The organism is Kribbella yunnanensis, assembly GCF_039529655.1.
Taxonomy (GTDB): Bacteria; Actinomycetota; Actinomycetes; order Propionibacteriales; family Kribbellaceae; genus Kribbella; species Kribbella yunnanensis.
The window spans coordinates 1-25,459 of sequence record NZ_BAAANF010000001.1 but is presented as its reverse complement, the minus strand read 5'-3'; the positions used below and the strand labels follow the sequence as shown (position 1 = coordinate 25,459).

Genomic DNA, 25,459 nt, shown 5'->3' with positions numbered 1-25,459 from the left:
CGGTGGCGCGCGACAGCGCGGAGGAGACAAACACGTGTTGGTCGGCGGAGCGCGTGTGGTGGTGGCCGAGGTGGGCGTGGGTGCCGCCGGGGCGCGTGAGGTGGTTGGCGGAGTGCACGTGGCGGGGTGCACGGTGAGTGTGGTGGTTGGCAGATCGGGCGTGGCGGTTGGCGAGACGCATGTGGTGGGTGGGGTGGTTGGCGAAGCGGGTGGGGTGGATTGCCGAGGGCATGTGGTGGTTGGCGGGGCGGCTGTTGGGTGGGGGCATTAGACGATTTCTCTTCCCTCTGGCTGGATGGGGCAGAGGGGTTTGGCTTCGCAGCGGTTGCAGCCGTCGTTGCGTTGGGCGGTGAAGTGTTCGGTGCGGACCATTTGTTCGGCGTCTTCGACGGCTTCGTCCAGCCAGGTTTTGCCGTCTTCATCGGGTTCCAGCGGAGCTTGGTGTTGGACTTTGGGGAAGCCGCTGTCGTCGTGGCGGAGTTGGACCAGTTCGGCTCCGCCGGCTACGGCTTCGGGGCCGGCGGCGGCTACTTGGCGGGAGGCGATGGCTCGTTGGTAGATGGCTAGTTGGACGTGACGGGCCAGGGCGGGTTTGGTGGGGAGGTTGCGGCCGGTCTTGAGGTCGACGACGCGGATGGTGCCTTCGCCGTCGGTTTCGACGCGGTCCATCCGGCCTTTGACCCGTACGGCGGGTTGGTCGGCATCAGGAAGTAGTACGTCGAACTCGACCTCGGTGCCGACGAGGGTTCGCTCGGGGCGGCCTTGATGCCAGGCGACGAAGCGGCGGAGGGCTTGTTCGGCTTCTACGCGTTCGCGGTCGGAGATCCAGGCGGATTCGAAGTCGAGTTGGGTCCACACCTTGTCGAGCCAGCCGTTCAGCTCGTCGGCCGATGGGGGCAGCGTGCCGGTGGCTACGGCGTCGGCGAGGGTGTGCAACACCTGGCCGAAGCCGATTGCCGACGTACTCGGGGTTTCACCGCCCGCGCGGCGGGTCAGGAACCAGCGCAGCGGGCAGTCGACGATCGTCGTCAGCGCACTCCCCGACAGCGGCACCGGCAGGTCCGGGTCCGCGATCGGGCGCTCCGACTTGGTCCGCTCGCGCACACCCCACCAGCGCCCCGGATCGGCGGTCGGCACCAGCGCCTGCTCGCGGTCGTCGACCGCATCGGCCAGTTGTGCAAGCCGGTCGGCGGCAACCCGCTTGAGGGCAGGTGAGGACGCGGGATCCGCCAGCACACACCGCAGGTCCGCAACGAGCCCAGGCAGCGACAACGGTCGCCGCGGCCGCCCGGCGACCAGCTTCAAAGGAATGTCCAACTCACCCAAGAACCGCGACGGCTGATCCCCATCCGCCTCCGGTGCTTGCACCGCGGTCACGATCAACCGCTCCCGCGCCCGGGTGATCGCGACGTAGAACAACCGCCGCTCCTCAGCCAGCAACGCACCAGCTGACAGTGGATCCACCAACCCGTCCCGCCCGAGCCGATCCGGCTCCAGCAGCGACCCACGCCGCCGCAGATCCGGCCACTGCCCCTCCTGCACGCCGGCCACCACAACAAGCCGCCATTGGAGACCCTTCGACCGGTGCGCAGTCATCAGCTGCACACCGGCCTCGCGATACGTCCCGTCGAACCGGTTGTCCCCCGCAATATCCAACGACTCGAGCTCACTCAGAAACGCCGAGACACCCTTGAACCCGATCTGCTCCTCGGCCCGCCCGGCCGCGTCGAACAACGCGCACAGCGAATCGAGATCCCGGTTCGCCGCCCGCGCCGTCTCGCCGCCGGAATGCGCCTGACCGCGCAGCCGCCGCAACCACGGCGACTCCGACCACAGCGACCACATCACCTCGTCCGGCGCCGCGCCGGCGTTCACGATATTCCTTGCCTTGAGCAACCTCTCCCCCAGCGCCGCGAACCGCGCCTCGGCCGGGGAGGCCTGCTCATCCAGCAGCAACGGGTTCAGCAACGCGTCCCGCAACAGTTCATCCGACGACTTGGGTAGCCGCTGCCCATCGGCCGCCTCCCGATCACGCTTCCGCAGCACCCGCGCCAACCGCCGCAACTGCCCCGCATCCATCGCCCCCAACGGCGACAACGCCAGCGCCCGCACGACATCAACCGTCAGCGTGACCGGATCCGCCACCGCCCGCAGCGCCAACAACATCGGCCGTACGGCGGGCTCGCGCGACAGCGGAAGCTCATCACCAGCGACATCAACCGGGATCCCGGCAGCAGCAAGCGCCCTTCGCAGCGGCGGGATCGACCGGCTCCCGGATCGAACCAGCACAGCCATCTCGTGCCACCCGACACCGTCCTGCACATGCGCTCGCCGCAGCAGATCGGCGATGTGCTCCAGCTCCGCACCACTGGTCGAGTACAGATTCGCCTCGACCTTCCCGGCACCATAGACACACGACGAAGCATCCGGGTTCCGGAAGCGGTCGAACGTGTCGCGATCCAGCGTCCCCGGCACCCCGAGCCGGTTCACGACATTGCGCGAGACCCGCTGCAACGTCGTACCGAATCGGCGGGTGGTCGCCAGAGCAATCTGCGCCGCCGGCGCACCCGACACCGTCGGAAACTCCTCGGTGAACCGCAGCAGCCCGCGCACGTCAGCACCACGGAACGTATAGATCGACTGATCCGGATCACCGACCACGACCAGGTCGCGCCCATCCCCCGCGATCGCCTGCAGCAACATCGTCTGACCAGGATCGGTGTCCTGATACTCATCCACGAAGACGGCCTTGAACTCCGCCCGCAGCTTGTCCTGCACCGCCGGCTGCTGCGCCAGAATCACCGCGCGGTGGATCAGCTCGGAGTAGTCCAGCACCTGCTCGTGGTCGAGGATCTGCAGGTACTCCTCGAAGAAGTCACCGACCGCGACCCACTCGGCCCGCTCGGCCGACCGCCCGATCGCGGTCAGGTCCTCCGGGTCGAGCCCGAGCTGCCGCGCCTTGCCGATCACGGCCTGCACCTCGTCGGTGAAACCGCGAGTCTTCAACGCCGGATGCAGACTGCGCGGCCAATGCACCGCACCGACCTCACGACTCCCCGACAGCGCCTCACTCAACCGAAGCGACTGCTCCGGACCCGACGGCAACCGCAGCGGTACGTCGAAGGCGTCGGCCGGTGTGAACCGTCGCAGCAACGCATAACAGAAGGAGTGGAACGTCATCGACGGCATCACGCGGGTCGTCTTCCCGAGCCGTCCGGTGATCCGGTCCCGGAGCTCGGTGGCCGCCTTCCGCCCGAAGGTCAGCACGAGCACCTCGTCCGGACTCAGGCCGCGGTTCCGCACCCGGTCGACGACAGCCTCCACCAAGGTGGTCGTCTTCCCGGTCCCCGGCCCGGCGAGCACCAGCAGCGGCCCACCCGGATGATCGACGACGGCCTGCTGGTCCGCATCCAGAACCGGCGTCTGCGCAGGTCGTCCCTCGGCCCGAACGAGCCGATACCGGGAACCCTGTCTGCTGACCATCGCCCCATCCCACCAGACCCCACCGACAATCCCGTTCGGGCACCCCGGCAATCCCGTTGGTGCCCCGAAAAACGGACACCCCAACTTTTCGGGTTACGGTCGCATCATCCTTGTCGACAGGGTGAATCGCCGTCGGACGGCGACCACGTGCGCGGCCGGGCCGGTTACCCCAACGACTGGCTCGGCCGCCCGGCACCGGCGGCGCAAGGCTCGGGGCGGAGCCGACCGTCGCCGGTGTTCCTTGACCTAGTCCGTCGGGTCCCAGCGCACCTCGCGCAGATTCACTCGCCCGTTGGTCACCCGCACGCCATCGGACCGCAGGTTGTGCAACTGCTCGTCGCCGACCTCATCAGCCGGTACGCCGGACGCCCGAATCACCCGCCACCACGGCACACCGCCGCCGTACTCGCGCATGATCGCGCCGACCTGCCGCGGCCCGCCCTGACCGACGTACTCGGCGATGTCTCCGTACGTCGCGACGCTGCCCGGCGGAATCGACTCCACCGCCCGCAGCACCGCCTCGACGTATTCGTCCCTGTCCACAGATCCAACTTAAGCCAGTGGGGCCAGCGCCTTGGCCAGCGGCTCGAGCACCGACGGCGGCGCGTCGAGCGGCAGGTTCATCACCGCGAGGTCGACGCCAGCTTCGCCGTACGCCGATGCTGCGGCGACCGCGACGTCGAGTGGCTGGTCCGGATCGATCCGGATGTTCACCGAGCACGTGATCTCGGAAACATCCCGCCCGACGTCCGAACAGTGCTGCACGAGGATGTCCTTGAGCGGCTTCCACTCCTCCGGACTCGCCACGATGACGTTCCAGTGCTGCGCCCACTTGGCCACCGCGCGCAGAGTCCGCTTCGGGCCCTTGCCGCCGATCGCGATCGGCGGGTGCGGGGTCTGCACGGCCTTCGGCTCGCAGTACGCGTCGGTGAGCTTGATGTGCTTGCCGTCGAAGTTCGCGGACTTCTCGGTGAGCAGCGCGATGATCGCCTGCACCCCCTCGTCGAACCGGTCGAAGCGCTCCTTCAACGGGTAGAGCGGGATGCCGTAGGCGGCGGTCTCCATCTCGTTCCAGCCGGCGCCCAGGCCGAGCTCGAGCCGGCCACCCGAGATGATGTCGGTCGTCGCCGCCATGTTCGCGGTGACTGCCGGGTGCCGGTAGATCATTCCGTTGACCTGGCAGCCGACCCGGATCCGCGACGTCGCCTGCGCGAGTGCGGCCAGCGTCGTCCAGGCCTCCAGGTTCGGCCCGGCCATGTCGCCGCTGAGCGGATAGAAGTGGTCCCAGTGCCACGCGGACTCGAAGATCTCCAACTGGTCCGCGGCGACCCACACATCACGCATCTGCTGCCACGTGGTGTGTTCCGGCCTGGTCTTGACAGCGAATCGCATTCCGGCCTCCAGTCAAACAAGCAAACGCTTCCCCGGCGACAGTACAACGGCGCGCCGATGAGCGTCGCAGGCAGCTGACAGGCCCCGCGACACTGGGAGCAGGAACAACGAAAAGAGGCCGGGGTGCTGGGGGAACTGCCGCGGGAACTGGCGGAGGACAGGTTCTGGGAGAAGCTGCCACCGCCGCTGCTCAGCATGATCGTGTTGGGGCTGGCCTTCTTGTTCACGGGCCTGCTCGGAGCTGCCGGGTCGGACGGGACCGCGGACAGCAAAGCGTTTGTGCGGGGCGTTCCCTGGAACGTCTGGCTGGCGGTGACCGGCGCGGCGATGGCCTTGTTCGTCGTGCTCACCGTCCAGGCGGTGCGGGTCCTCCAGCACCCCTACCGATGGGGTTTCTATCCGCCGCGGCGGCGCATCCTCGGCTACCTGGTGTGCGCGATCGCCGGTTGTCTCATCGCGTGTGTCTACCGACTCCAGTTGTCCGGCGCGCTCCCCGACCTGCCGGTGCGCGAGCTGGACTTCCGGACGTTGGTGCCCTTCATCGCGAGCCTCATCGCCACAGCGCCGTGGCTGACGATCGTCTGGCTGGCGCACTCCGAGTGCCGCGAGCTACCGATCCGTGAGGACCGCCCGCCCGGCGGTCAGCACGTCAACGACTATGCGGACGCGCTCGAGGACCGCAGCGACAACCCGGCACTCTTCCCACCGGCGATCCGTCGGCTGGAGCGACTGTGGCAGCTCCTGCTGGTCTGCGTCGGCGCCTTCACCATCGGCGTGGTCGCAGCCGTCGCATCAGCCGGCGCACTACGCGGTGCGTTCGTCGCCGCGCATCCCGACCGCGCCGACGAGTTCCCGCCCGCGAACGTCCTCCTGTACGGCGCCACGTTCGCCGTCGGCCTCGCAGTCATCGGCGTACCGCTGGCTGTGGCCTGGCGCAATCGCGCTCAGCAACTCGCCGAACGGATCTGCCCGATGCCACCCGACGCACGGCCGACCGCGGAATGGCTCGAGGAACGCAAGCGGATCGAGCACCTGCTGCATCTGGACATCGGCGTACTGCGCAACCCGCTGACGATCTTCAGCGTCCTCGCACCGCTGGCGGTCAGCGCGATCGCGGCCTTCCTGCCGCAGCTGGCCAACTAGTCCAGACCGAGGCGTGCCCGAACCTCGGGCCGGCGCAACGGCGGCACGGTCTGCGGTGGGACGCGGCGGTCCGGCATCTCGGCCAGGAGTTGCTCGGTGATGCGCGCGACCTCGGCCGCGGCGCGCTCGATCGGCTCCCGCGTGGTCGCGCTGAGCGATCCGACGCCGGTCACCTTGCGTACATATTGCAGCGCAGCCGCGTAGATCTCCTCGGAGGTCGCGGCGGGCTCCAGTCCCCGGAGCACAGTGATGTTTCGGCACATGCTCCGACAGTACGTGTCCGCAGGGACAGAACCTGTGCCCTACAGGGCATTGACTTCCCTAATGGTATTAGAGAATCCTCAGGGTATGAGCAGCGCTGGACTGGACCGCAGGACCCGGCGTCGTCAGGAAACGATCGAGGAGATCCTGACGGCGGCCATCGAGCTGATGGAGGCCGAAGGGGTCGCCTCCCTCAGCCTGTCCGCGGTGGCCCGGCAGCTGGGCATGCAACCACCATCGCTCTACCAGTACTTCCCGTCCAAGATGGCGATCTACGACGCACTCTTCCAGCGCGGGGCCGAGTTCTTCCGCGAGGCCCGGCTGGAGGCGAACGCAGCGGCGAACACGGACGACATCCGCGAGCTCGACATCATCGCGGTGACGGCGTTCAGCCGCTGGTGCATGGAGAACCCCGTCTACTCGCAGTTGCTGTTCTGGCGGACCGTTCCGGGCTTCGAGCCGAGCCCGGAGGCGTTCGCACCGGCACAAGAAACGCTGGAGGACCTGCGGCAGCATCTGCAGGCCGGCGTCGATCAGGGACATCTACGGCCGGAAGCCGCGACCGAGGAGGGCCTCGCCCTCTACACCTCGATCACGTCCGGTCTGGTCTCGCAGCAGTTGGCGAACGAGCCGCATGCGTCCTTCGAGGACGGCCGCTTCGTCCGGCTGCTGCCGACCGCGCTCGACATGTTCTACCAGTACTACGCACCAACCAGGGGGAAGAAGACATGACCGCTGTACTCGCAACAGAGATCAGCCGCGCCGACCGGCCGCAGTGTGCGGAACACCGGGCCGCAGAACTCGAGGCGTGGCACGACCTGCTGGCGTCCATCAACGGGAGCGAGTGGCAACGCCGTACCGTCTGCGACGAGTGGGACGTCGCCGATATCGCCGGCCACCTGATCGGCCAGGCCGAGGACGTGAACATCCCGTGGTCGTTCCCGCGCCGAATGCGTAAGGCCAAGCGGGTGTACCCGACCACGCCGAAGTTCGACCGGCACATGATGGTGCAGGCCGACGAACACCGCGGAACACCGCCGGACGAACTGCGCAGGACGTTCGACCAGGTCTGGACCAAGGCGACCCGGAAGATCCTCAAGAACCCGGGACTGGTGCGCCGGATGAGCTTCTCGCTGGACGACTACCCGGGCTTCTCACTGGATCTCGGCTATGTGCAGGACATCCTGCTCTCCCGGGACCTGTGGATGCACCGCGACGACGTCTGCCAGGCGCTCGGGCGCCCGTTCGACGCCGGCCGGTACGGCGAGGAAATGATCGCGCAGGTGATGCGCGACGTGATCGACGGACCGTTCTGGGGCGATCGTCCCGCGGTCGACGTGGAGCTCACCGGCCAGGGAGGTGGGACCTACCGACTGGGGAGGGGCGAGCCGGTCGGCCACGCCGCCGTCGACGCCGTCGGCTACATGCGCACGCTGTCCGGCCGCGACGACAATCCGGTCGTCACGGGTGATCCGGCTGCGGCCGCAGCAGTCGCCACCTGCCGCATGCCGTTCTGAGCGATGGGGCCGGAGTTGCTCCGGCCCCACTCACGATCAGTACGCCGGCTGGCTCGGGTCGATCTGGTCGACCCAGGCGACGACGCCGCCACCGACGTGGACCGCGTCGGCGAAGCCCGCGCCCTTGACGATGGCCAGCACCTCGGCCGAGCGGACACCGGACTTGCAGTGGAAGACCAGCTGCTTGTCCTGCGGCAGCTTCTCGAGGGCGACACCGGTCTGGAAGTCGGCCTTCGGGATCAGCACCGAGCCCGGGATCCGGTTGATCTCGTACTCGTTCGGCTCGCGGACGTCGATCAGCTGGAAGTCCTTCTCGCCGTTGTCCTTGAGCTTGATCCACTCGCTCAGCTGCTTGACCGAGATCGTCGAGCCGACGGCCGCGTCGGCCGCCTCCTCGGTGATCGCGCCGCAGAAGTTCTCGTAGTCGATCAGCTCGGTGACGGTCGGGTTCTCGCCGCAGATCGCGCAGTTCGGGTCCTTGCGGACCTTCAGGGCGCGCCAGTTCAGGTCGAGGGCCTCGTAGATGTTCAGCCGGCCCAGCGACGGGTCGCCGATCCCCGTCAGCAGCTTGATCGCCTCGGTGACCTGGGCCGCGCCGACGGACGCGCACAGCACGCCCAGCACACCGCCCTCGGCGCACGACGGGACCATGCCAGGAGGCGGCGGCTCCGGGTAGAGGCAGCGGTAGCAGGGGCCGTGCTCGGCCCAGAACACGCTGACCTGGCCGTCGAAGCGGAAGATCGAGCCCCAGACGTACGGCTTGCCGAGTAGCACGGCGGCGTCGTTCACCAGGTAGCGGGTGGCGAAGTTGTCGGTGCCGTCGACGATCAGGTCGTACTGCTCGAAGATCTCGAACACGTTGTCGTTGTCCAGGCGCACCTCGTGCAGGACGACGTTCGTGTTCGGATTCGTCTCCAGGATCGAGTCACGGGCCGACTGGGCCTTGGACTTCCCGACGTCGGACTGGCCGTGGATGATCTGGCGCTGCAGGTTCGACTCGTCGACGGTGTCGAACTCGACGATGCCGAGGGTGCCGACGCCGGCCGCGGCCAGGTAGAGCAGCGCCGGGCTGCCCAGACCGCCGGCCCCGATGACCAGGACCTTGGCGTTCTTCAGCCGCTTCTGGCCGGCCATCCCGACCTCGGGAATGATCAGGTGCCGCGAATACCGGCGGACCTCGTCGATGGTCAGCTCGGCGGCCGGTTCGACCAGCGGTGGCAGTGACACGTGTCGGCTCCTCGATTGGGTGCGAGTCAGGCTGTCAGGGTTTCAACCATCGGCCTGTCCTCCATGTTCCCGCACAATTCCCGGCACTCCAGCCCTGGTCCGCATCCCGGGACCGACGTCTCGCTCGCCGGACAGCACCGGGCCGGGCGCCCCCAGGACGCCCGGCACGGTCGTTGGTTGCTGTCAGTCGTTGTCGGTGATGGTCGCGGTCAGGGTCTGCGGAACCTTGATGTCGGCTCCGTCGGCCTGGTCCACGACGGCCGTGAACGTCTCGGCCGGCTCCTTCACCTTGTCGTCGACGATCTTCACCAGCATCAGGCCCTTGGTCTGGCCGGACTCGACGTAGCCGTCGATGGTCCGCGAGCCCGGATCGCCCTCGTCGTAGTAGCCGAGGTAGTCCTGCTTGAGCACCGCGGTGCCGTCCTTCAGCTGCCCGTTGACGCCGACGTACTTGTCACTCGGCGCCGACAGCGTCATCGGGAATCCGACCTCGCCGGTCTTCTCGACCGTGGTCAGGTTGCCCAGGGTGAGCTTCGGGGTCGGGTCGTCGTCGATGACCTCGCCGTGCCCGAACGACTTGTCGAGCAGCGCCTCGTGCGGCACCGACAGCACCAGACTGAACTGGATGTCGTAGCTGTCGCGGGTGTTCGACTTCACCGGCAGGCTGATCTTCTGCTTGACCTGTCCCGGCTTGAAGACCACCGTGCGCACCACGTCACCCACAGTCGACCCAAGATCACCGTTGGTCTCGGCGTACACCTTGACCGGCCGGGTGCTCGCGCGGTGCAGCCGCACGTAGAAGTCGACGGTCTGCGTGCCCTTGTCGCCTTCCTTGACCTTGACGTCCGACGCCGACACCCGCGGCAGCTTCACCGCCGGAGCCGAGACACCGACGCCGGCCGACGAGAAGGCCAGGTCACTGAGGTACACCGTGCCCTTGGCGACCTTGTCGGTCCGCAGCTCGATCGCACGCACGTCCTTCAGGTCGATGCCCTTCAGCGAGGACACCGGGATCCGGACGCTCCGCAGCAGGTTCTTCGGCAGACCGAACGTCTTCGGGCCAGGCAGTCGCGTGAGTGCGTCACTGACCTTCGACACCGGCACCGACACCGCACGGCCCTTGCCGTCGACCACGCGGACCGACAGATCGGTCTTCGCAGCACCAGCCGGGTCCGGAGCCGTCCGGAACGACAGTGCAGCGAACTTCCGTACGTCGCGCTGTGCAGCCGGCAGGTTCACCCGCAGTACGCCGGTCTTGTCGCGCCATGACAGCCGGGTCGCCGCCATGGTCGGCGTACGGGCTGCGAACCACGCGGAATCCCAGTGGGGTGAGTCACCCGAGCCATCCGTTGTCAGACAGGTCGGAGTGGCAGCGCGCGCGTCCTTGAGCGTGGCACCGGAACACACCACTGCAGAGGCCTTGCCGGTGAGCGCACCCTTCGGCAGCGCCGAGTCGAAACGGTTCACGTCCCGACGGGTCGCCAGCGGGGCCTGCGAGACCACCCGCACCACCGCACGACCAGCAGACGCCGCACGGGCGTCAGAGCCGTCGAACAGCGGCAGGAACTGCTTCTCGTTGCCCAGGTGCAGCCGGAAGAAGCCCGACAGGTACGCCGTCCCGACGGCCTGCTGCTCCTTCGCCTTCAGTCGCCCGGCGTACTTGGCGTCACACGGAGCCGCCTTGCCCTCGCCACCCCAGTCGTCGTTGGACGGCGCCTCGGACTGGCCCGGAGTCCACTCGGTGTTGAAGAAGTTGTGGTTGGCACCGAGCACCGTCACCGTCGAACGCGTCGCCGCGTCACCGGTGACCGAGTAGCGGGTGTCGTCGTAGAACTTCTGGCCCTGCAAGTCGGAGACGTCGCCGTCGCAGTACGGCAGGATGACGCTCATCGCGACCCCCGGCACCGTCGAGCGGGCGAAGTCCACCGGAGCCAGCGGCAGCACCGCGCGGATCCCGAACTCGCCGCCACGGTCGGCGTTCACGACGGCTGCGCGGGCCACGCCCTCACCGCCACGTGAGTGGCCCATCAGACCGATGTTCTGCAGGTCGATCTTGCCGACGTACTTGTTGCCGAACGGACCCCCGCCGGCGGTCGACCACTGCTTCCACAGCTTGAGGTGGTCGAGGATCAGCTCGGCCCGCGCCTGCGCACCGGCGTCGTACACACCGCCGTCGTACGCGTTGACCGCGTTGGAGCTGATCGACACCACCTGGTAGCCGCTACTGGCCAGTGCCTTCGCAGCGCCGTCGTACCCGCGGTAGCTCGGCACCGGCTTGGCGCCGTCCGTGCAGGGCCACGGCTTCTCCGGCTGCTCGTTCGTGCCCCCGTAGCAGTACGAGTGCCGGCCGTGCAGGAACAGCACGAACGGCCGCTTGCCGGTCGCACCGACCGGTGTGTAGACCTTGCCGACGACCTCGGACTTCTGGCCCAGCCCGGGCAGGAAGACCGCCTCGTCACCGAGGTTGTACTCCGACGTCTCGACCTTGAACTTGCCCGGCTTGGCCGGGTCGTCCTTGAGCAGCGCCCCCAGCTTGGGCTTCAGCCAGTACGCGTCGTTCGGGCCGCCAACAGCCGCACCGCGGCTCTCGGCCTTCCGGTCGTCCTTGCCGAGGTCCCCCGACCACACCAGCTTGACGTCCTTGGCCTTCAGTACGGCCGGATCGGTGCTGACCAGTGTCAGCGTCCGCTGGTCGGTGGACTGCTTGGCCACCCCGATCGGCTCGCCGTCCACGGCCAGCAGCGGGAGCGACGCGCGCATCGGCGCCGGCGCTCCCAGCCGCAGCGTGATCTGGTAGCCGGCCGCGACCGGCTTCACGTCCCAATTGTTGCCTTGAGCAATGGTTGGCGCCGGCGGCGGCGCGGCGGCCGCGAACGGCGCCGTGGTCAACCCCACCCCTAATAGTGCGACCATCCCCAGCGACAGGTGCCTCAATCTGCCGATCTCTCGCACAGTTGTCCTCTCGAATCGACGAAACAGACCACAAAGAACGACTTCGTGGGCGAGAGGAAAGTTGACCTGATCAGCCGCTCGATCTCGTCTCAGTCCTGCGACAGATTCGACTCAGTCGTTGTCGAGGATCGTCCCGGTCGCGGCGATCGGCAGCTGGAGGCCGTCGATCCCGTCGACGGTGTCGAGGAACGCCGTGAACGTCTCGGTCGGTTCCTTGACCTTGTCGTCGGTCACCGTGACGGTCAGCTCACCCTCGAGCTTCGCGACCTCGATGCCACCGGTGAGGGTGTGCTCCGGCGGGTCGTACTGCCCGCGGTAGTCCCTGCCGAGGACGGCCGCACCGTCCTTCCACAGACCACCGAAACCGATGTGCTTGTCGCTGGGCGCCGACAGCTTCACCGGGAACGTGACCTCGCCCTTGCCCTCGGTGGTGACCAGCTTGCCGACGGTGAATTTCGGCGACGGGTCGTCGTCGAGAACCACACCGTGCCCGAAAGACTTGGCCAGCAACGCCTCACGTGGCGCAGCCAACGCCAGGTCGAACTTCACGTCGTAACTGTCGCGAGTGTTCGCCTTGATCGGCACTCGCACTGTCTGCCGGACCTGGCCGGGTTTGAAGACCACTGCCTTCGCCACATCACCCACCGGCATCACCTCCGCGAACGGAAGGCTGGTCTCGGCGTACACGACGACCGGGCGGGTGGTCGGCCTCGACAGCCGCACCACGAAGTCCGCGTACGTCGTCCCCTTGTCGCCCTCCTTCGTGGTGACGTCCGACACCGTCACCTTCGGCGCCTTCACCGTCGGAGCCGAGACTCCGATACCGGGCGACGAGAACGACAGATCACTCAGGTACGCCGAACCTTTCGCGACCCGATCGGTCCGCAGCTCGATCGCGCGGACGTCCCGCAGGTCGACTCCCTTGAGCGACGACAGGGGGATCCGCACGGTGCGCAGCAGGTTCTTCGGCAACCCCGCCGTCTGGTTGCCCGGCATCCGCACCAGCGCGTCGCTGACCGTGGACACCGGTACGGACGCGGCCCGACCACGACCGTCGACGACACGGACGGTCAGGTCGGCCTTCGGCGTACTCGTGGGGTCCGGAGCGGCCCGGAAAGACAGTGCGGCGTACTTGCGCACGTCCCGCTGCACAGTCGGCAGAGTGAGTCGCAGGACTCCGGTCTTGTCGGTCCAGGACAGCTTGGTGACCGCAAGGGTCGGTGCGTGCGAGGCAAACGCAGCTGGGTCCCAGTGCGGCGCGTCCCCTGCACCAGTGGTGGTCAGACACGCGCTCTTGCCCGTCTCACCAGCACAGACCACCGCTGTGACCTTGCCGCTCAACGCACCCTTCGGCAGTGCCTTGTCGAAGGCGGTCACGTCACGCCGCGATGCCAGCGGCGCCTGCGCGACCACCCGCACCACAGCCTTGCCTGCGGACGCAGTGCGAGCGTCAGACCCGTCGAACAGCGGCAGGAACTGCTTCTCGTGCCCGAGCTGCAACCGGAAGAACCCAGCCACGTACGCCGTACCGACCGCCTGCTGTTCCTTCGCCTTCAACCGCCCGGCGTACTTGGCGTCGCAGGGCGCCTTGCTGCCCTCGCCACCCCAGTCGTCGAAGGACGGTGCTACTGACTGACCGGGTGTCCACTCGGTGTTGAAGAAGTTGTGGTTGGCGCCCAGCACGGTGACTGTGGAGCGAGCTGCCCCATCACCGGTAATGGAGTTCCTGGTGTCGTCGTAGAACTTCTGTCCCTGCAGGTCGGACACGTCACCGTCGCAGTACGGCAGCAGGACGCTCATGGCGACACCTGGCACGGTAGATCGCGCGAAGTCGACCGGTGCGAGCGGCAGTACGGCGCGGATGCCGAACTGGCCACCGCGGTCGGCGTTCACCACCGCGGCTCGCGCGACACCCTCGCCACCGCGTGAGTGACCCATCAGACCGACGTTCTGCAGGTCGATCTTGCCGATGTACTTGGAGCCGAACGGACCGCCGCCGATAGTCGACCACTGCCGCCACCGCGTGAGGTGGTCGAGTACCAACTCCGCCCGGGCCTGCGCACCGCCGTCGTACGCGTCGAAGTCGAAGGCGTTGACTGCGTTCGCACTGATCGAGACGACCTGGTAGCCACTGCTCGCGAGTGCCTTCGCGGGGCCGTCGTAGCCGCGATAGCTGGGGACCGACTTGGTGCCCTTCGGGCAGGGCCAGGGCTTGTCGCTGGGGGCCGACTCGTCGCCGTAGCAGGACTCGTGCCGACCGTGCAGGAAGACCACCAGCGGACGCTTGCCCGCAGCTCCGACCGGTGCGTAGACCTTGCCGACCACCTCGGACTTCTGGCCGAGTCCGGGCAGCAGAACCGCCTCGTCACCCAGGTTGTACTCGGATGTCTCGACCTGGTACTTGCCGGGCTTGCCCGGGTCGTCCTTGAGCAGTGGCCCTTTCCGCGCGTTCAGCCAGTAGGCGTCCGTCGGTCCACCAGCAAGGGCACGGACGCTCATGCGCTGGTCGCCGGGCCAGGTGAGCTGTACGTCGTGCGCGTGCGCGGCCACCTTGTCCGTCGTGACCAGCGTCAGCGTCCGGCCGTCAGCGGATTGGCGGGCCACTCCGACCGGCTTCCCGTTCACGGCCAGCAGCGGCCGGGCCGCACGCATCTGCACCGGTGCGTCCAGCCGCAGCGTGACCCGGTAACCCGCCGGCACCTGCTGCACGTCCCAGCTGTTGCCCTCCACAACGGGCGACGGCGGTGGCGTCGCGGACGCCGTAACTGGCCCGATCGCCAGTACTGCGGCCATGCCCAGCGTGATTGTGCCCAGAACGCGCACGGTCTTCCTCTCGTCGACGGACAGCTCTCCATGAGATAGCCCGTGCGAGCGAAAGGTTGGGTTATTTACCGCACGCGTTCAGATTCCAAAATCCGCTCAGTTACGCGATGAGGTCCCGGAAGGCGGCCGCAACCTGCTCCGGGTGCTCCATCTGAGCGACATGACCGGACTTGGGCAAGTACAGCAGCCGCGCGTCCGGAAAGGTCCGTTGCGCCTTGGTCCGGATGCGCGCGTCGACCAGCCGGTCGCGGCCGCCGTACACGAGTAGGACCGGGCACTTGACGCTGGCTGCGTCCGCCCAGAGCGACCGGCGTGGCGGTGCCAGTGACGAGCGCAGGATGCTCTTGGCGGCGTCGGTGGTCGCCTGCATGTTCCACGGGTCGGTGTCCCGCCGGTGCAGCTCGGCCTCGTAGTTGGCCCGCACCTCGGGCGGTAGCGCGCGCGGGTCGCCGAAGACCATCGCCAGCGACGCCTGGAACCGTCGATCGAACGGCAACCGCTGTGCGCGCTCCAGAACCACCGGTCCGAGCCTTGGCGTCGCGAGTGCCGCGAACCACAGCGCACTGGCCGACACCCGCGGATGCGGTAGCGCCGGCGACACCAACGTGAGTGACGCCACCAGATCCGGGCGCTGTGCCGCCAGAGCGACCGCGGAGGCCCCACCCATCGAGTTGCCGAAGACATGCGCCGGCTGGTCGTACTCGCTCTCCAACAGCTTCACCAGTACGTCGGCCTGCTCGGAGATCCCGGTCGGACCGGACAACGGCGTACGTCCGAAGCCGGGCAGGTCAGGTGCGATCCCCCGCACGGTGTCGTTGAGCAGTAGTCCGAGCGCGGTCCAGTTCAACGACGAGCCGCCCAGGCCGTGCACGTAGAGCGCGGGCGCTAGCTCCGCCGCCGCATCCGGCACGTCTCTGACCAGCAGGTCCACGCCTGCGACCGGCACCTGGCGGGCCGGCCATTCCTGTGTCGCCAACGGCGCATCAGCGCCGGTTACTGCCCCGTAGCTCTCCACGAATCCCATGGTAGGACCCCGTCGACCGGAACACTTGCGACCCATGAAGCGCAGAGTCCCCAAACCGCTACTGATCGTGCTGCTCGTCGTACTCCTCGCCTATCCGGCGTTCCAGCTGTTCCTACTCGGCTACACCGGCGTCCGGATGCTCGTCGCGAGCCAGGAGAAGCACGAGGTCGTCTACAAGGTCAGCGGTACGGCGGAGCAGCCGGACGTCAGCTACGTCCGCGACGGCCAGCGGGAGTCCGTGGACGTGAAGTACGCCGCACTGCCGTGGGAGAGCCAGAAGCTCGAGACCAAGGGCAGCACTCAGATGCTGTCCGTCAGCGCCCTCCAGCAACTCGAGGACCGCGGCTCGGTCCGCTGCGAGATCTGGATGGACGGAAAGCTCGTCGAGAGCAAGGACTCCGCAATGAGCGGCCTCAGCGTGCACTGCATGTACCAGCCGTAGGTGGAGACTGGGACACATGGCAGCGTCGCAGCAGGTGACGACCGAGGTCGACGGGCAGACTCTGAAGCTCACGAACCTCGGCAAGGTCCTGTATCCGCAGACCGGCTTCACCAAGGCAGAGGTGATCGACTACTACCACCAGGTCGCCACCTTGCTACTGCCACACCTGTCCGACCGGCCACTCACCCGGAAGCGCTGGCCGGACGGCACCGACGCGTCGTACTTCTTCGAAAAGAACGCACCCCGCGGTACGCCGGCCTGGGTGCGGACCGAAACTCTGCCCACCCCCGGTAGCTCGACCGGCCGCGACGAAGCCGACTTTGTGGTCGCGGACGACGTACAGACCGTGGTGTGGCTGGCGAACCTCGCAGCGCTCGAACTGCATGTGCCGCAGTGGCGGATCGGTCTGTCGGAGCACGGGAGTGACCCGCAAGCCGACCTGATCGTCTTCGACCTCGACCCGGGGCCGGGCGCGACCATCGTCGAGTGCTGCGACGTCGCACTGGCCCTGCGTGAGCTCCTCGGGCACTACGGGCTGGAGGGCTGGCCGAAGACCTCCGGCAACAAGGGCATGCACCTGTATGTGCCGATCGAGCCAGCGTCGTCGAAACGGACCAGTGCGTTCGCCAAGCAGCTCGCTGAGCAGTTGGCGGAGGCCCTGCCCGAGGACGTCACCGCGAACATGACTAAGGCGCTCCGGCCGAACAAGGTCTTCATCGACTGGAGCCAGAACGCCAGTGCGAAGACGACGCTGGCGCCGTACTCGCTGCGTGGTTCCGACGAGCCCCGGGTGTCCACACCGATCGACTGGGACGAGGTGGCCGCGACCACCACTCCGGAGGAGCTCAAGTTCCTCCCGCACGAGGTGCTCGCCCGGATCGAGGAGTACGGCGACGTCCTGGCCGAGCTGTACGACGACCCGCGGCCGCTGCCTTCCTGACGGGCCCATCCGGCGGGGAAGCTACTGACCGGGAGGACCGGTGGGTAGGATTCTGCCTACGACCCGGGGCGCGTCCTGCCGCCGGTGCCGCACCACCGAAGGAGCCGACGTGTCGACGACACCGGAGACCGCACCGAAACGCGGCAGCCGCCTGCCCCGGCTGGCCCGCCGCGCGCAACTGCTCGAGGCGGCTCAGGAGGTCTTCGTCGCGAACGGGTACCACGCCGCCGCGATGGACGACATCGCCGACCGCGCGGGGGTGTCCAAGCCGGTCCTGTACCAGCACTTCCCCGGCAAGCTGGAGCTCTACCTGGCACTGCTGGACACCTCCTGCGAAGCCATCGTCGCCTCGGTGCACGAAGCGCTGAAGTCGACCGACGACAACAAGCAGCGGGTCGCGGCCACCGTGCACGCGTTCTACGACTACGTCGCGAACGCGCAGGGCGCCTTCCGGCTGGTCTTCGAGTCCGACCTGACCAACGAGCCGGCGGTCCGGGAGCGCGTCGACCGCGTCACCATCGCGTGTGCGGAGGCGGTCTCCGAGGTGATCAGCGCGGACGCCGGCCTGAACCGGGAGCAGTCGATGGTGCTGGCAGTCAGCCTGGTCGGCCAGGCCCAGGTGAGCGCGCGCTACTGGCTGGCCGCGTCCGACCAGAGCTCGCTGCCGCAGGAGCACGCTGCCGACTTGGTCGCGTCACTCGCCTGGCGCGGTATCCGCGGCTTCCCGCGAACTGACGGCTGACGCGCGACCCCACGCCGTACCGCTGCGGGTTCTGCTTTGGGCGGACGGGTGAGAGACCGGGGCCGGCAGCGGATAGGCTCGAACCGTCACCGGCGAGAGCCGCCGGTCGGAACGTGCCCGGAGGGTTTCGTGGAGGTCAAGATCGGCGTGCAACACGTCAATCGCGAGTTGGTGCTCGAGAGCGAGCAGAGCCCGGACGAGGTACAGGCGCAGGTTTCGGATGCGCTCAGCGGGAAGAGCAATCTGCTGCAGCTGACCGACGACAAGGGCCGCCGGGTGCTGGTACCGGCCGACCGGCTCGCGTACGTCGAGATCGGTGAGGTCTCGATCCGGAAGGTCGGGTTCGGCGCGATCTGATCGCGTTCCGGACACGGTCCTGCGTGTCCGGGTTCCGGAATCCGGTTCGGTGGGCACCATGTGCGGTGAGACCTGCGTCGTAGTGGTCTGGTAGCTACGGGGCGCCGCCCAGACGCAGGTCCGTCACCCCCTCTGAAGGAGGAACCGTGGGTTACTGGATCTGGATGATCATCGTGAGCCTGCTGGCCGGCGTCATCTTCGGGCCACTCGCGCGGCTCGTACTCCCCGGCAAACAGAACATCAGCCTCGGCTGGACCATCCTCGGCGGCGGTATCGGCGCCTTCATCGGTGGTCTGATCGCCTACTTCCTCGACATCAAGGACACCGACGGGCCGGACTGGATCCAGTACCTGATCCAGATCGTCTGTGCCGCGGTGGTCATCGCGATCATCGCCGCCCGCAAGCCCCGGGCAACCTGACCTGAGCAAGCGTCACCCGACGGCCGCCACCCCGCCTGGGGCAGGCGGCCGTTGTGATGCCAGCCCTTCGTACAGGGCCAGCAGCTTCTCGGCGTGCTCACGCGGCGCCGGCCGGTACCGCGGCGCCCACAGGCGCTGGGTTTCCGGCGTACGGAGGGCCTGACCGACCACGGCCGCCAGCTGCGCCGGTTCGGCCGGAGCGAACGTCCGCGTCCGCTCGTGACCGCGGTACAGCCACGGGTCGACAACCACCAGCGGGCAGCCGGCCGCCTCGGCCTCGTGCGCAACCAGCGACTGGGTCTCCGAGATCGAGGCGATCACCACAGCGTCCGCAGCGAGGTAGTAACCCGCTAGCTCGGCCCGCGGCAGTACGCCGGGCATCCGCACCTGAGCGCTGATCCCGAGCCGGTCGATCAAGTCGGTGACGCGCCGCCGGTCGCCGTACCCGCCGACCATGACCAGGCAGGCGTCCGGCCGGATGCGCAGCAGCTCGGCGAACGAGCACAGCAGCAACTCGTCGTTCTTCTCGCCGCTCAACCGGCCGACCGACAGCACGATCGGGTCCTGTGCCCCGAGAGCGAGCTGATGCCGGATCTCCGCGGCCGACACCGACGGAGCGGGCATCGGGAGCGTCGGGCTCGGCAGGACCACAGTCGGCGCCTCACAGCCCAGGTCGTCCAGCTGCTGCTGCACCTTGGCCGTCGGCGCGACGACCAGGTCGACCGCCCGCAACAGGTTCTGCACCTCCGTGCACTCGCGCTGGTAGCCACGCGGCGCTCCGAGGCCGACCCGCCAGGCCTTGCCTGCCAGCCACATCGCCAGCCGGATCTCCGCGTAGTGCTGGCGGTAGATCTCGAGATCCGTGTGCCAGGTCAGGACAACCGGGAGCTGCTTGCGCCACGCGGCGTACAGGCCGGACACCCCGATCGGACCAAGCGTGTGGACGTGCACTACGTCGTACTCCGGCTTGTTCCTGGTCGGGCGGAGTGTGCCGAGGCGGTAGTCGCGGCCCCAGGTCTCGGTGCCCGGCACCGACCGGATCGGCAGCCTGCTCTCGTGGCTGTTGGCGCGGTACGGCGCGACCACCTCGAGCTGGACACCGAGCTCACACAGCGCTCGCCCGGCAGCCTCCAGCGAGACGGCCACACCATCGGCCCGTGGCACCAGGGTGTCGGAGTAGATGCCCAGGCGGACCGGGCGGTAAGGCAGTGTCATGCAGGCAGGCTCTCCGGCGTCGACCCCCGTCAACAACGAACGGAGTCATGCAACCAGGAACGCAGGCAAATCGCAGTCACGCTTGCCGTAGGTACTGGTGAACATCCGGCCAACTGACGACCTCAGGCCTGCAGACCCAGCGCTGTCATCCGTGCGGTGTGGGCCTCGGTCAGCCGGGTGAACATCCGGCCGATGGCGGCCAGATCCAGCCCGGGGCGGTCGACGCTGCCGGCCAGCAGCGCAGTCAGCGAGTCCCGGTCGGCGGCGATCCGCTGCGCCTGGCTGAGCGCCTCACCGACCAGCCGGCGTCCCCACAGCGCCAGGCGGCCGCCGAGCTTCGGGTCGTCCTCGATCGCGGCCCGGACCCGGTCCACGATGAACTCGGCCTGCCCGGAGTCGGCGAACACCTCGAGCACCAGGGCCCGGGTCCCCGCGTCCACGAACGACGCGATCTCGCGGTAGAAGTCGTTGGCCAGGCCGTCCCCGACGTACGCCTTCACCAGACCTTCCAGCCAGTCCGACGGCGCGGTGTGGTCGTGGAAGGCGTCCAGCGGGGTGACGAACGGCTGCATCGCCTCCATCGGGTCCACCCCGAGCGTGACGAGCCGGTCGCGGAGTTGCTGGAAGTGCCCGAACTCGGTGGTCGCCAGGGCAGCGAGCTCCGCCTTGTCGTTCAGGGTCGGGGCCAGCTTGGCGTCCTCGGCCATCCGCTCGAAGGCGGTCAGCTCGCCGTACGCGAGAACTCCCAGCAGGTCCACCGCCGCGGCCCGGTAGGCGGGATCGTCGAAGGCCGTCTGTTCCATGCCCGGCACCTTATCCGGCTTCGAGGGCTGCCAGAACTAGTCCATGGTTGCCGATGCGTGTCGTGGCACGAACCACACGGAACGTCGATGACGCAAGTTGCGGTTACACTGGTGAGCGATTCGCCGGTGACGCGCCCACATGGGCACGCTGGTGCGAGGTGCTTGCACAGTGTCCCCGCGCCTCTTCTGACGAGGCTTCACCCGCCTCTGGCGCCCGGCCACTGTCCGTTCAAGCATGTGAGAGGCGATCAGCCTGACCACCTTCCGAGAGCTCGGCGTGCTGCCCGAGATCTGCGACGCGCTCGACCGCGTCAACATCGTGGAGCCCTTCCCGATCCAGGAAATGACGCTCCCCGTCGCCCTGCTGGGCACCGACCTGATCGGCCAGGCCCGGACCGGGACCGGCAAGACGCTCGGCTTCGGTATTCCGTTGCTGCAGCGCACGATCTCCCCCGGCGAGGCCGACTACACCGAACTCGCCGCCCCGGGCAAGCCGCAGGCCCTGGTCGTCACCCCGACCCGCGAGCTGACGATCCAGGTCGCCAAGGACCTCGTCACCGCGTCCACCGTCCGCACCGTGCGGATCCTGACCATCTACGGCGGGGTCGCGTACGAGCCGCAGCTGGAGGCGCTGAAGACCGGCGTCGACGTCGTCGTCGGCACCCCCGGCCGGCTGCTGGACCTGGCCAACCGCGGCGTCCTCGACCTCAGCCACATCAAGGTTCTGGTGCTGGACGAGGCCGACGAGATGCTCGACCTCGGCTTCCTGCCGGACGTGGAACGCATTCTGCGCAAGACACCTGAGCTGCGGCAGACAATGTTGTTCTCGGCAACGATGCCGTCGGCCGTGATCGGCCTGGCCCGCACCCACATGCGGCACCCGCTGAACATCCGGGCCGAGTCCCACGAGGACTCCCAGATGGTCCCGACGACGGCCCAGTTCGTCTACCGGGCACACGATCTGGACAAGCCCGAGGTGGTCGCCCGGATCCTGCAGGCCGAAGACCGCGGCCGGGTGATGATCTTCTGCCGGACCAAGCGCGAGGCGTCCCGGCTGACCGACGACCTGATCGACCGCGGCTTCAAGGCCGCCGCGATCCACGGCGACCTGAACCAGCAGGCCCGCGAGCGGGCGCTGACCCGGTTCCGCGGCGACAAGATCGACGTGCTGATCTGCACCGACGTCGCCGCCCGGGGGATCGATGTCGAGGGCGTCACGCACGTCATCAACAACACCTGCCCCGAGGACGAGAAGGCCTACGTGCACCGGATCGGCCGGACCGGCCGGGCCGGTGCGAGCGGGATCGCGGTCACGTTCGTCGACTGGGCGGACCTGGTCCGCTGGAAGACGATCAACCAGGCCCTCGATCTGCCGTACCCGGATCCGCAGGAGATCTACTCCACGTCACCCGAGCTGTACCACGATCTCGGTATCCCGACCGAGGCGAAGGGCCGGATCAAGCCCGCCGCCGACCGCGAGGAGCGCTCGGAGCGTACTGAGCGCTCGGATCGTCCGGGTCGCGACAAGCACCGCCGTACCGACGACCGGGCCGAGTCCGGCCACGGGCATGGACACGGCCGGGACCGCAAGCGGAACCGCACTCGCAAGCGCACCCGCCAGGGCCAGCCGGTCGAGGAGAACGCCGACGTCACCACCAAGACCCTCGTCCCGCCTGCGGTCGAGGCCGAGACCGCTGCAGTCGAGACCACCTCGGTCGAGGCGCCGCGTGAACGCAAGCGGAAGCGCAACCGCAACCGCAAGCGCCGCGGGGATCGTCCGGTCGAGGGCGCAGTAACCACCGAAGCTGGTACGACGCCTGCTCCGGCTGCTGCTCCGGTCGAGACGAGCGCCCCGGCGGTCGTCGCTTCGGACCGACCTGCGGTGGACGGTTCGGCCGAGCCGCCTGCGGTGGATGGTGCGAGTGAGCGGCCGTCGCGGCGTCAGCGTTCGCGCCGGTCGTCCGGTGGGGCCCAGGCTGCACCGGTCACCGAGGCCCCAGCTAAGAAGGTCCCCCTCTTCGAGGCCCCGACCCAGCAGACCCCCGCCGAGAAGGCACCGGCTGACAAGGCACCTGCACAGCAGGCACCGACTCAGCAGGCACCGGTTCAGAAGGCGCCCGCTCAGAAGGCGCCCGCTCAGAAGGCGCCCGCTCAGAAGGCTCCGGTCGAGACGGCACCTGCACAGCAGGCACCGGCTCAGAAGACTTTGGCTCGGAAGGCTCCGGCGAAGGCGGCTGCGGCCGAGGCTCCTGCCAGGAAGGCTGCTGCCGCTCCGGCACCGGTCAAGAAGGCGGCAGCCAAGAAGACTGCAACTGCACCGGCACCCGCCAAGAAGGCCGCGCCCGTTAAGAAGGCCACGCCGACCAAGGCGGTCGCCAAGAAGGCTGCCCCGGTCAAGAAGGCTGCGCCCGCGAAGGCGGTTGCGACCAAGACCGCGGCACCGGCGAAGAAGGCTCCCGCCAAGGCCGTTGCCAAGAAGGCCGCACCCGCCAAGGCAGTCGCCAAGAAGGCGGCTCCGGTGAAGAAGGCGACTCCGGCCAAGGCAGTCGCGAAGAAGGCGACTCCGGCTAAGGCGGTCGCGAAGAAGGCGGCACCTGCGAAGGCCGTTGCCAAGAAGGCCGCACCCGTCAAGAAGGCCACGCCGACCAAGGCGGTCGCCAAGAAGGCCGCTCCGGTCAAGAAGGCCACGCCGACCAAGGCGGTTGCTAAGAAGGCAGCGCCGGCGAAGAAGGCCGTTGCCAAGAAGGCGGTGCCCGTGAAGGCCGCGCCCGCCAAGAAGGCTGCTCCTGCGAAGGCTGTTGCCAAGAAGGCGGTGCCGGTCAAGAAGGTGGCTGCTAGCAAGACCGCAGCACCGGCCAAGAAGGCCGCCGCCAAGAAGGTCGCGCCTGCGAAGAAGGCGGTCACGGCCAAGAAGGCGGCACCGGCCAAGGCCGTTGCGAAGAAGGCAGCGCCGACCAAGAAGGCTGCTGCTAGCAAGACCGCAGTACCGACGAAGAAGGCTGCTGCCAAGAAGGTCGCGCCCGCGAAGAAGGCTGTCGCGAAGAAGGCGCCCGCCAAGGTAGTCGCCAAGAAGGCGCCGGCTAAGGCCGTTGCCAAGAAGGCACCCGCCAAGGCCGTCGCGAAGAAGGCGGCGCCGGTGAAGAAGGCGGCTCCGGCCAAGAAGGTTGCGGCAAAGAAGACGGTGGCCAAGAAGGCGCCGGCCAAGGCTGTGGCTAAGAAGGCGCCGGCCAAGGCTGTGGCCAAGAAGACCGCTCGTCGGTGAAGTGACCAAGCTGTAATTTCTCGCTGCAACACCCAGCCCCTCGTGGAGCGTCCCCAGGACATATCCACACGAGAGGGGCTGGGTGATGAGGCGCAAGGGTGGGACAGCTGTGCTGGCCGCGGTTGGTCTGATACTGCTGGCAGGTTGTGGCGCGTCGGGCGGTGAGAGCACATCCGGGGCCGCCAGCGACAGCAGGGGTAATTCCGCGCAGCAACCCGAGAGCGCGGCGAGCGACGGCGGCGGTAAGGCGATCGGCGGCCAGGCCCAGCCGAAGGCTCCGGTCGCGGAGCAACCGCCCGTCACACGGGCGATCATCCGAACCGGTTCGCTCACGGTCGAAGCCGACGACGTCAACAAGCGTCGGCAAGAGGCGATCACGGTCATCACCGGCCTCAAAGGCCAAGTCGCCTCCGAGAACACCGGCGACGACGACAAAGGCAACATCTCCCGGGCGAATCTCGTCCTGAAGGTCCCGAGTACGTCGTACGACGCCGCCATCGACGGCCTCTCGAAGCTCGGCAAGCGGTTGCAAATCCACCAGGAATCCACCGACGTCACCGAACAGGTCGTCGACGTGGACAGCAGGATCCGCACCCAACGCGCCAGCCTCGACCGCATGCGCGCCCTCCTCGCCAAGGCGAACACAATCGGCGAAATCGTCTCCGTCGAGTCCGAACTGACCCGCCGCGAGGCCGACCTGGAATCTCTGCTCGCCAAGCAGAAGAACCTAGCCCTCCAAACCGAGCTAGCCACCCTCAACCTCACGCTGACCACCAAAGACACCCCGCCGGTCACCACCGACCCCGACCGCGGCTTCGTCGGCGGCCTCAAGAGCGGCTGGCACGCATTCACCGCCACCTTCTCCGCCCTAGCAACCGCAGTAGGCGCAGTACTCCCCTTCGCCATCCTCCTGGCACTCCTCGCCATACCAGCCCTATGGCTCCGCCGCCGCCTACGCCGCCCCCCAACCCCCACCACCCCCGACCCAGCCGAAACCGGCCCCGCCTAACCACCCATCCGCCACCCCCTGACATCCGCCCCGCCCCCACACATTCGAACGGATATCCCTTCCAAACGCTCCTTCTCCGCTCGTACTCGAGGGGGAGAAGGGGCAACACGAGCGGATATCCGCTGAAATGACCTCGGGAACAACCGGACCACCCAGTGCCGCCGCGACTGAAGCCACCGTGCGAGTGGGACCGCCGCGACCGAAGCCATCGTGCGAGTGGGAGGAGTTGCCCGGCGAGTGTGAGGACCGGGGCGTCGGTAATCGGTTTCCGGCGACACACTCCGCACACTCGGCACGTAAGCCGCCGCAGGCGGGGGTGAGCGGGAGATCGGCGGGGCGCGCGGGTGCCCGCAAGGGCGCGGGGCGCGGGCGCGGGGCGCGGGGCGCGGGCGGACGGCGCGAGGCGGGGGCGAGGGCGCACGGCCGCCAGGCGGGGGCGATGGCGCGG

The 25,459-nt window shown here is 68.1% G+C and carries 20 protein-coding genes; 10 read left to right on the top strand and 10 right to left on the bottom strand.

The features are described from left to right. Positions 1 to 267: 267 nt before the first annotated feature. From ABD231_RS00100 to ABD231_RS00090, 3 genes are all read right to left on the bottom strand, one after another. A complete protein-coding gene (locus ABD231_RS00100) occupies positions 268 to 3,483 on the bottom strand; it encodes an ATP-dependent helicase (protein ID WP_344143684.1) in 3,216 nt (1,071 codons plus the stop codon). Between the two features lie 246 nt (positions 3,484 to 3,729). Beyond that, positions 3,730 to 4,026: an MGMT family protein gene (locus ABD231_RS00095; RefSeq protein ID WP_344143681.1), complete on the bottom strand. Its 297-nt coding sequence runs from the start codon at positions 4,024 to 4,026 to the stop codon at positions 3,730 to 3,732. Positions 4,027 to 4,035: 9 nt separating this feature from the next. Further along, entirely contained in the window at positions 4,036 to 4,875 is an 840-nt protein-coding gene (locus ABD231_RS00090) for a TIGR03560 family F420-dependent LLM class oxidoreductase (RefSeq protein WP_344143679.1), read from the bottom strand. Positions 4,876 to 4,998: 123 nt separating this feature from the next. Between ABD231_RS00090 and ABD231_RS00085 the strand changes: the two genes are divergently transcribed. Next, positions 4,999 to 6,018 (top strand): hypothetical protein, encoded by a 1,020-nt coding sequence (locus ABD231_RS00085; RefSeq protein WP_344143677.1) that lies wholly within the window; start codon positions 4,999 to 5,001, stop codon positions 6,016 to 6,018. On the opposite strand, the gene ABD231_RS00080 is transcribed toward ABD231_RS00085, so the two are convergent. Next, a complete protein-coding gene (locus ABD231_RS00080) occupies positions 6,015 to 6,281 on the bottom strand; it encodes a DUF2277 domain-containing protein (protein ID WP_344143675.1) in 267 nt (88 codons plus the stop codon). The two genes, ABD231_RS00085 and ABD231_RS00080, sit on opposite strands and share 4 nt — an antisense overlap. Positions 6,282 to 6,366: 85 nt before the next feature. Between ABD231_RS00080 and ABD231_RS00075 the strand changes: the two genes are divergently transcribed. Together ABD231_RS00075 and ABD231_RS00070 are read left to right on the top strand one after the other, a co-directional pair. Continuing rightward, a complete protein-coding gene (locus ABD231_RS00075; RefSeq protein ID WP_344143673.1) occupies positions 6,367 to 7,011 on the top strand; it encodes a TetR/AcrR family transcriptional regulator in 645 nt (214 codons plus the stop codon). Further along, positions 7,008 to 7,796 (top strand): maleylpyruvate isomerase family mycothiol-dependent enzyme, encoded by a 789-nt coding sequence (locus ABD231_RS00070; RefSeq protein ID WP_344143671.1) that lies wholly within the window; start codon positions 7,008 to 7,010, stop codon positions 7,794 to 7,796. The genes ABD231_RS00075 and ABD231_RS00070 overlap by 4 nt, the downstream gene beginning before the upstream one ends. 36 nt (positions 7,797 to 7,832) lie before the next feature. On the opposite strand, the gene moeZ is transcribed toward ABD231_RS00070, so the two are convergent. From moeZ to ABD231_RS00050, 4 genes are all read right to left on the bottom strand, one after another. Beyond that, positions 7,833 to 9,023: an adenylyltransferase/sulfurtransferase MoeZ gene (gene moeZ / locus ABD231_RS00065; protein ID WP_344143668.1), complete on the bottom strand. Its 1,191-nt coding sequence runs from the start codon at positions 9,021 to 9,023 to the stop codon at positions 7,833 to 7,835. Positions 9,024 to 9,206: 183 nt separating this feature from the next. Then, positions 9,207 to 11,918 carry a Calx-beta domain-containing protein gene (locus ABD231_RS00060; RefSeq protein ID WP_344143666.1) on the bottom strand — a complete coding sequence of 904 codons (2,712 nt, stop codon included), beginning with the start codon at positions 11,916 to 11,918 and terminating at the stop codon, positions 9,207 to 9,209. Positions 11,919 to 12,086: 168 nt separating this feature from the next. Then, positions 12,087 to 14,798, bottom strand: coding sequence for a Calx-beta domain-containing protein (locus tag ABD231_RS00055; RefSeq protein ID WP_344143664.1), 2,712 nt, complete (start codon positions 14,796 to 14,798; stop codon positions 12,087 to 12,089). Positions 14,799 to 14,898: 100 nt separating this feature from the next. After that, complete coding sequence (locus ABD231_RS00050) at positions 14,899 to 15,813, bottom strand: alpha/beta fold hydrolase (RefSeq protein ID WP_344143662.1); 915 nt, start codon at positions 15,811 to 15,813, stop codon at positions 14,899 to 14,901. 43 nt (positions 15,814 to 15,856) lie between these two features. Here ABD231_RS00050 and ABD231_RS00045 point away from each other — a divergent pair, with 43 nt between their 5' ends. The 5 genes from ABD231_RS00045 to ABD231_RS00025 all read left to right on the top strand — a co-directional run bounded on the left by ABD231_RS00045 (position 15,857) and on the right by ABD231_RS00025 (position 18,722). Then, positions 15,857 to 16,264: an MmpS family transport accessory protein gene (locus ABD231_RS00045; protein ID WP_344143660.1), complete on the top strand. Its 408-nt coding sequence runs from the start codon at positions 15,857 to 15,859 to the stop codon at positions 16,262 to 16,264. A gap of 16 nt (positions 16,265 to 16,280) precedes the next feature. Further along, positions 16,281 to 17,204 (top strand): non-homologous end-joining DNA ligase, encoded by a 924-nt coding sequence (ligD, locus tag ABD231_RS00040; protein WP_344143657.1) that lies wholly within the window; start codon positions 16,281 to 16,283, stop codon positions 17,202 to 17,204. 109 nt (positions 17,205 to 17,313) lie between these two features. Beyond that, positions 17,314 to 17,946 carry a TetR/AcrR family transcriptional regulator gene (locus ABD231_RS00035; protein WP_344143655.1) on the top strand — a complete coding sequence of 211 codons (633 nt, stop codon included), beginning with the start codon at positions 17,314 to 17,316 and terminating at the stop codon, positions 17,944 to 17,946. Between the two features lie 129 nt (positions 17,947 to 18,075). Then, entirely contained in the window at positions 18,076 to 18,303 is a 228-nt protein-coding gene (locus tag ABD231_RS00030; RefSeq protein ID WP_344143653.1) for a DUF3107 domain-containing protein, read from the top strand. 146 nt (positions 18,304 to 18,449) lie between these two features. Next, entirely contained in the window at positions 18,450 to 18,722 is a 273-nt protein-coding gene (locus ABD231_RS00025; protein ID WP_344143651.1) for a GlsB/YeaQ/YmgE family stress response membrane protein, read from the top strand. Between the two features lie 12 nt (positions 18,723 to 18,734). Here ABD231_RS00025 and ABD231_RS00020 read toward each other — a convergent pair whose 3' ends face one another. Together ABD231_RS00020 and ABD231_RS00015 are read right to left on the bottom strand one after the other, a co-directional pair. Continuing rightward, a complete protein-coding gene (locus tag ABD231_RS00020) occupies positions 18,735 to 19,937 on the bottom strand; it encodes a glycosyltransferase (protein WP_344143649.1) in 1,203 nt (400 codons plus the stop codon). A gap of 122 nt (positions 19,938 to 20,059) precedes the next feature. Further along, positions 20,060 to 20,740 carry a ferritin-like fold-containing protein gene (locus ABD231_RS00015; protein WP_344143647.1) on the bottom strand — a complete coding sequence of 227 codons (681 nt, stop codon included), beginning with the start codon at positions 20,738 to 20,740 and terminating at the stop codon, positions 20,060 to 20,062. A gap of 277 nt (positions 20,741 to 21,017) precedes the next feature. On the opposite strand from ABD231_RS00015, the gene ABD231_RS00010 reads away from it, so the two are divergent. Together ABD231_RS00010 and ABD231_RS00005 are read left to right on the top strand one after the other, a co-directional pair. After that, complete coding sequence (locus ABD231_RS00010; protein ID WP_344143645.1) at positions 21,018 to 24,002, top strand: DEAD/DEAH box helicase; 2,985 nt, start codon at positions 21,018 to 21,020, stop codon at positions 24,000 to 24,002. 85 nt (positions 24,003 to 24,087) lie between these two features. Then, positions 24,088 to 25,011, top strand: coding sequence for a DUF4349 domain-containing protein (locus tag ABD231_RS00005; RefSeq protein ID WP_344143643.1), 924 nt, complete (start codon positions 24,088 to 24,090; stop codon positions 25,009 to 25,011). Positions 25,012 to 25,459: the final 448 nt, after the last annotated feature.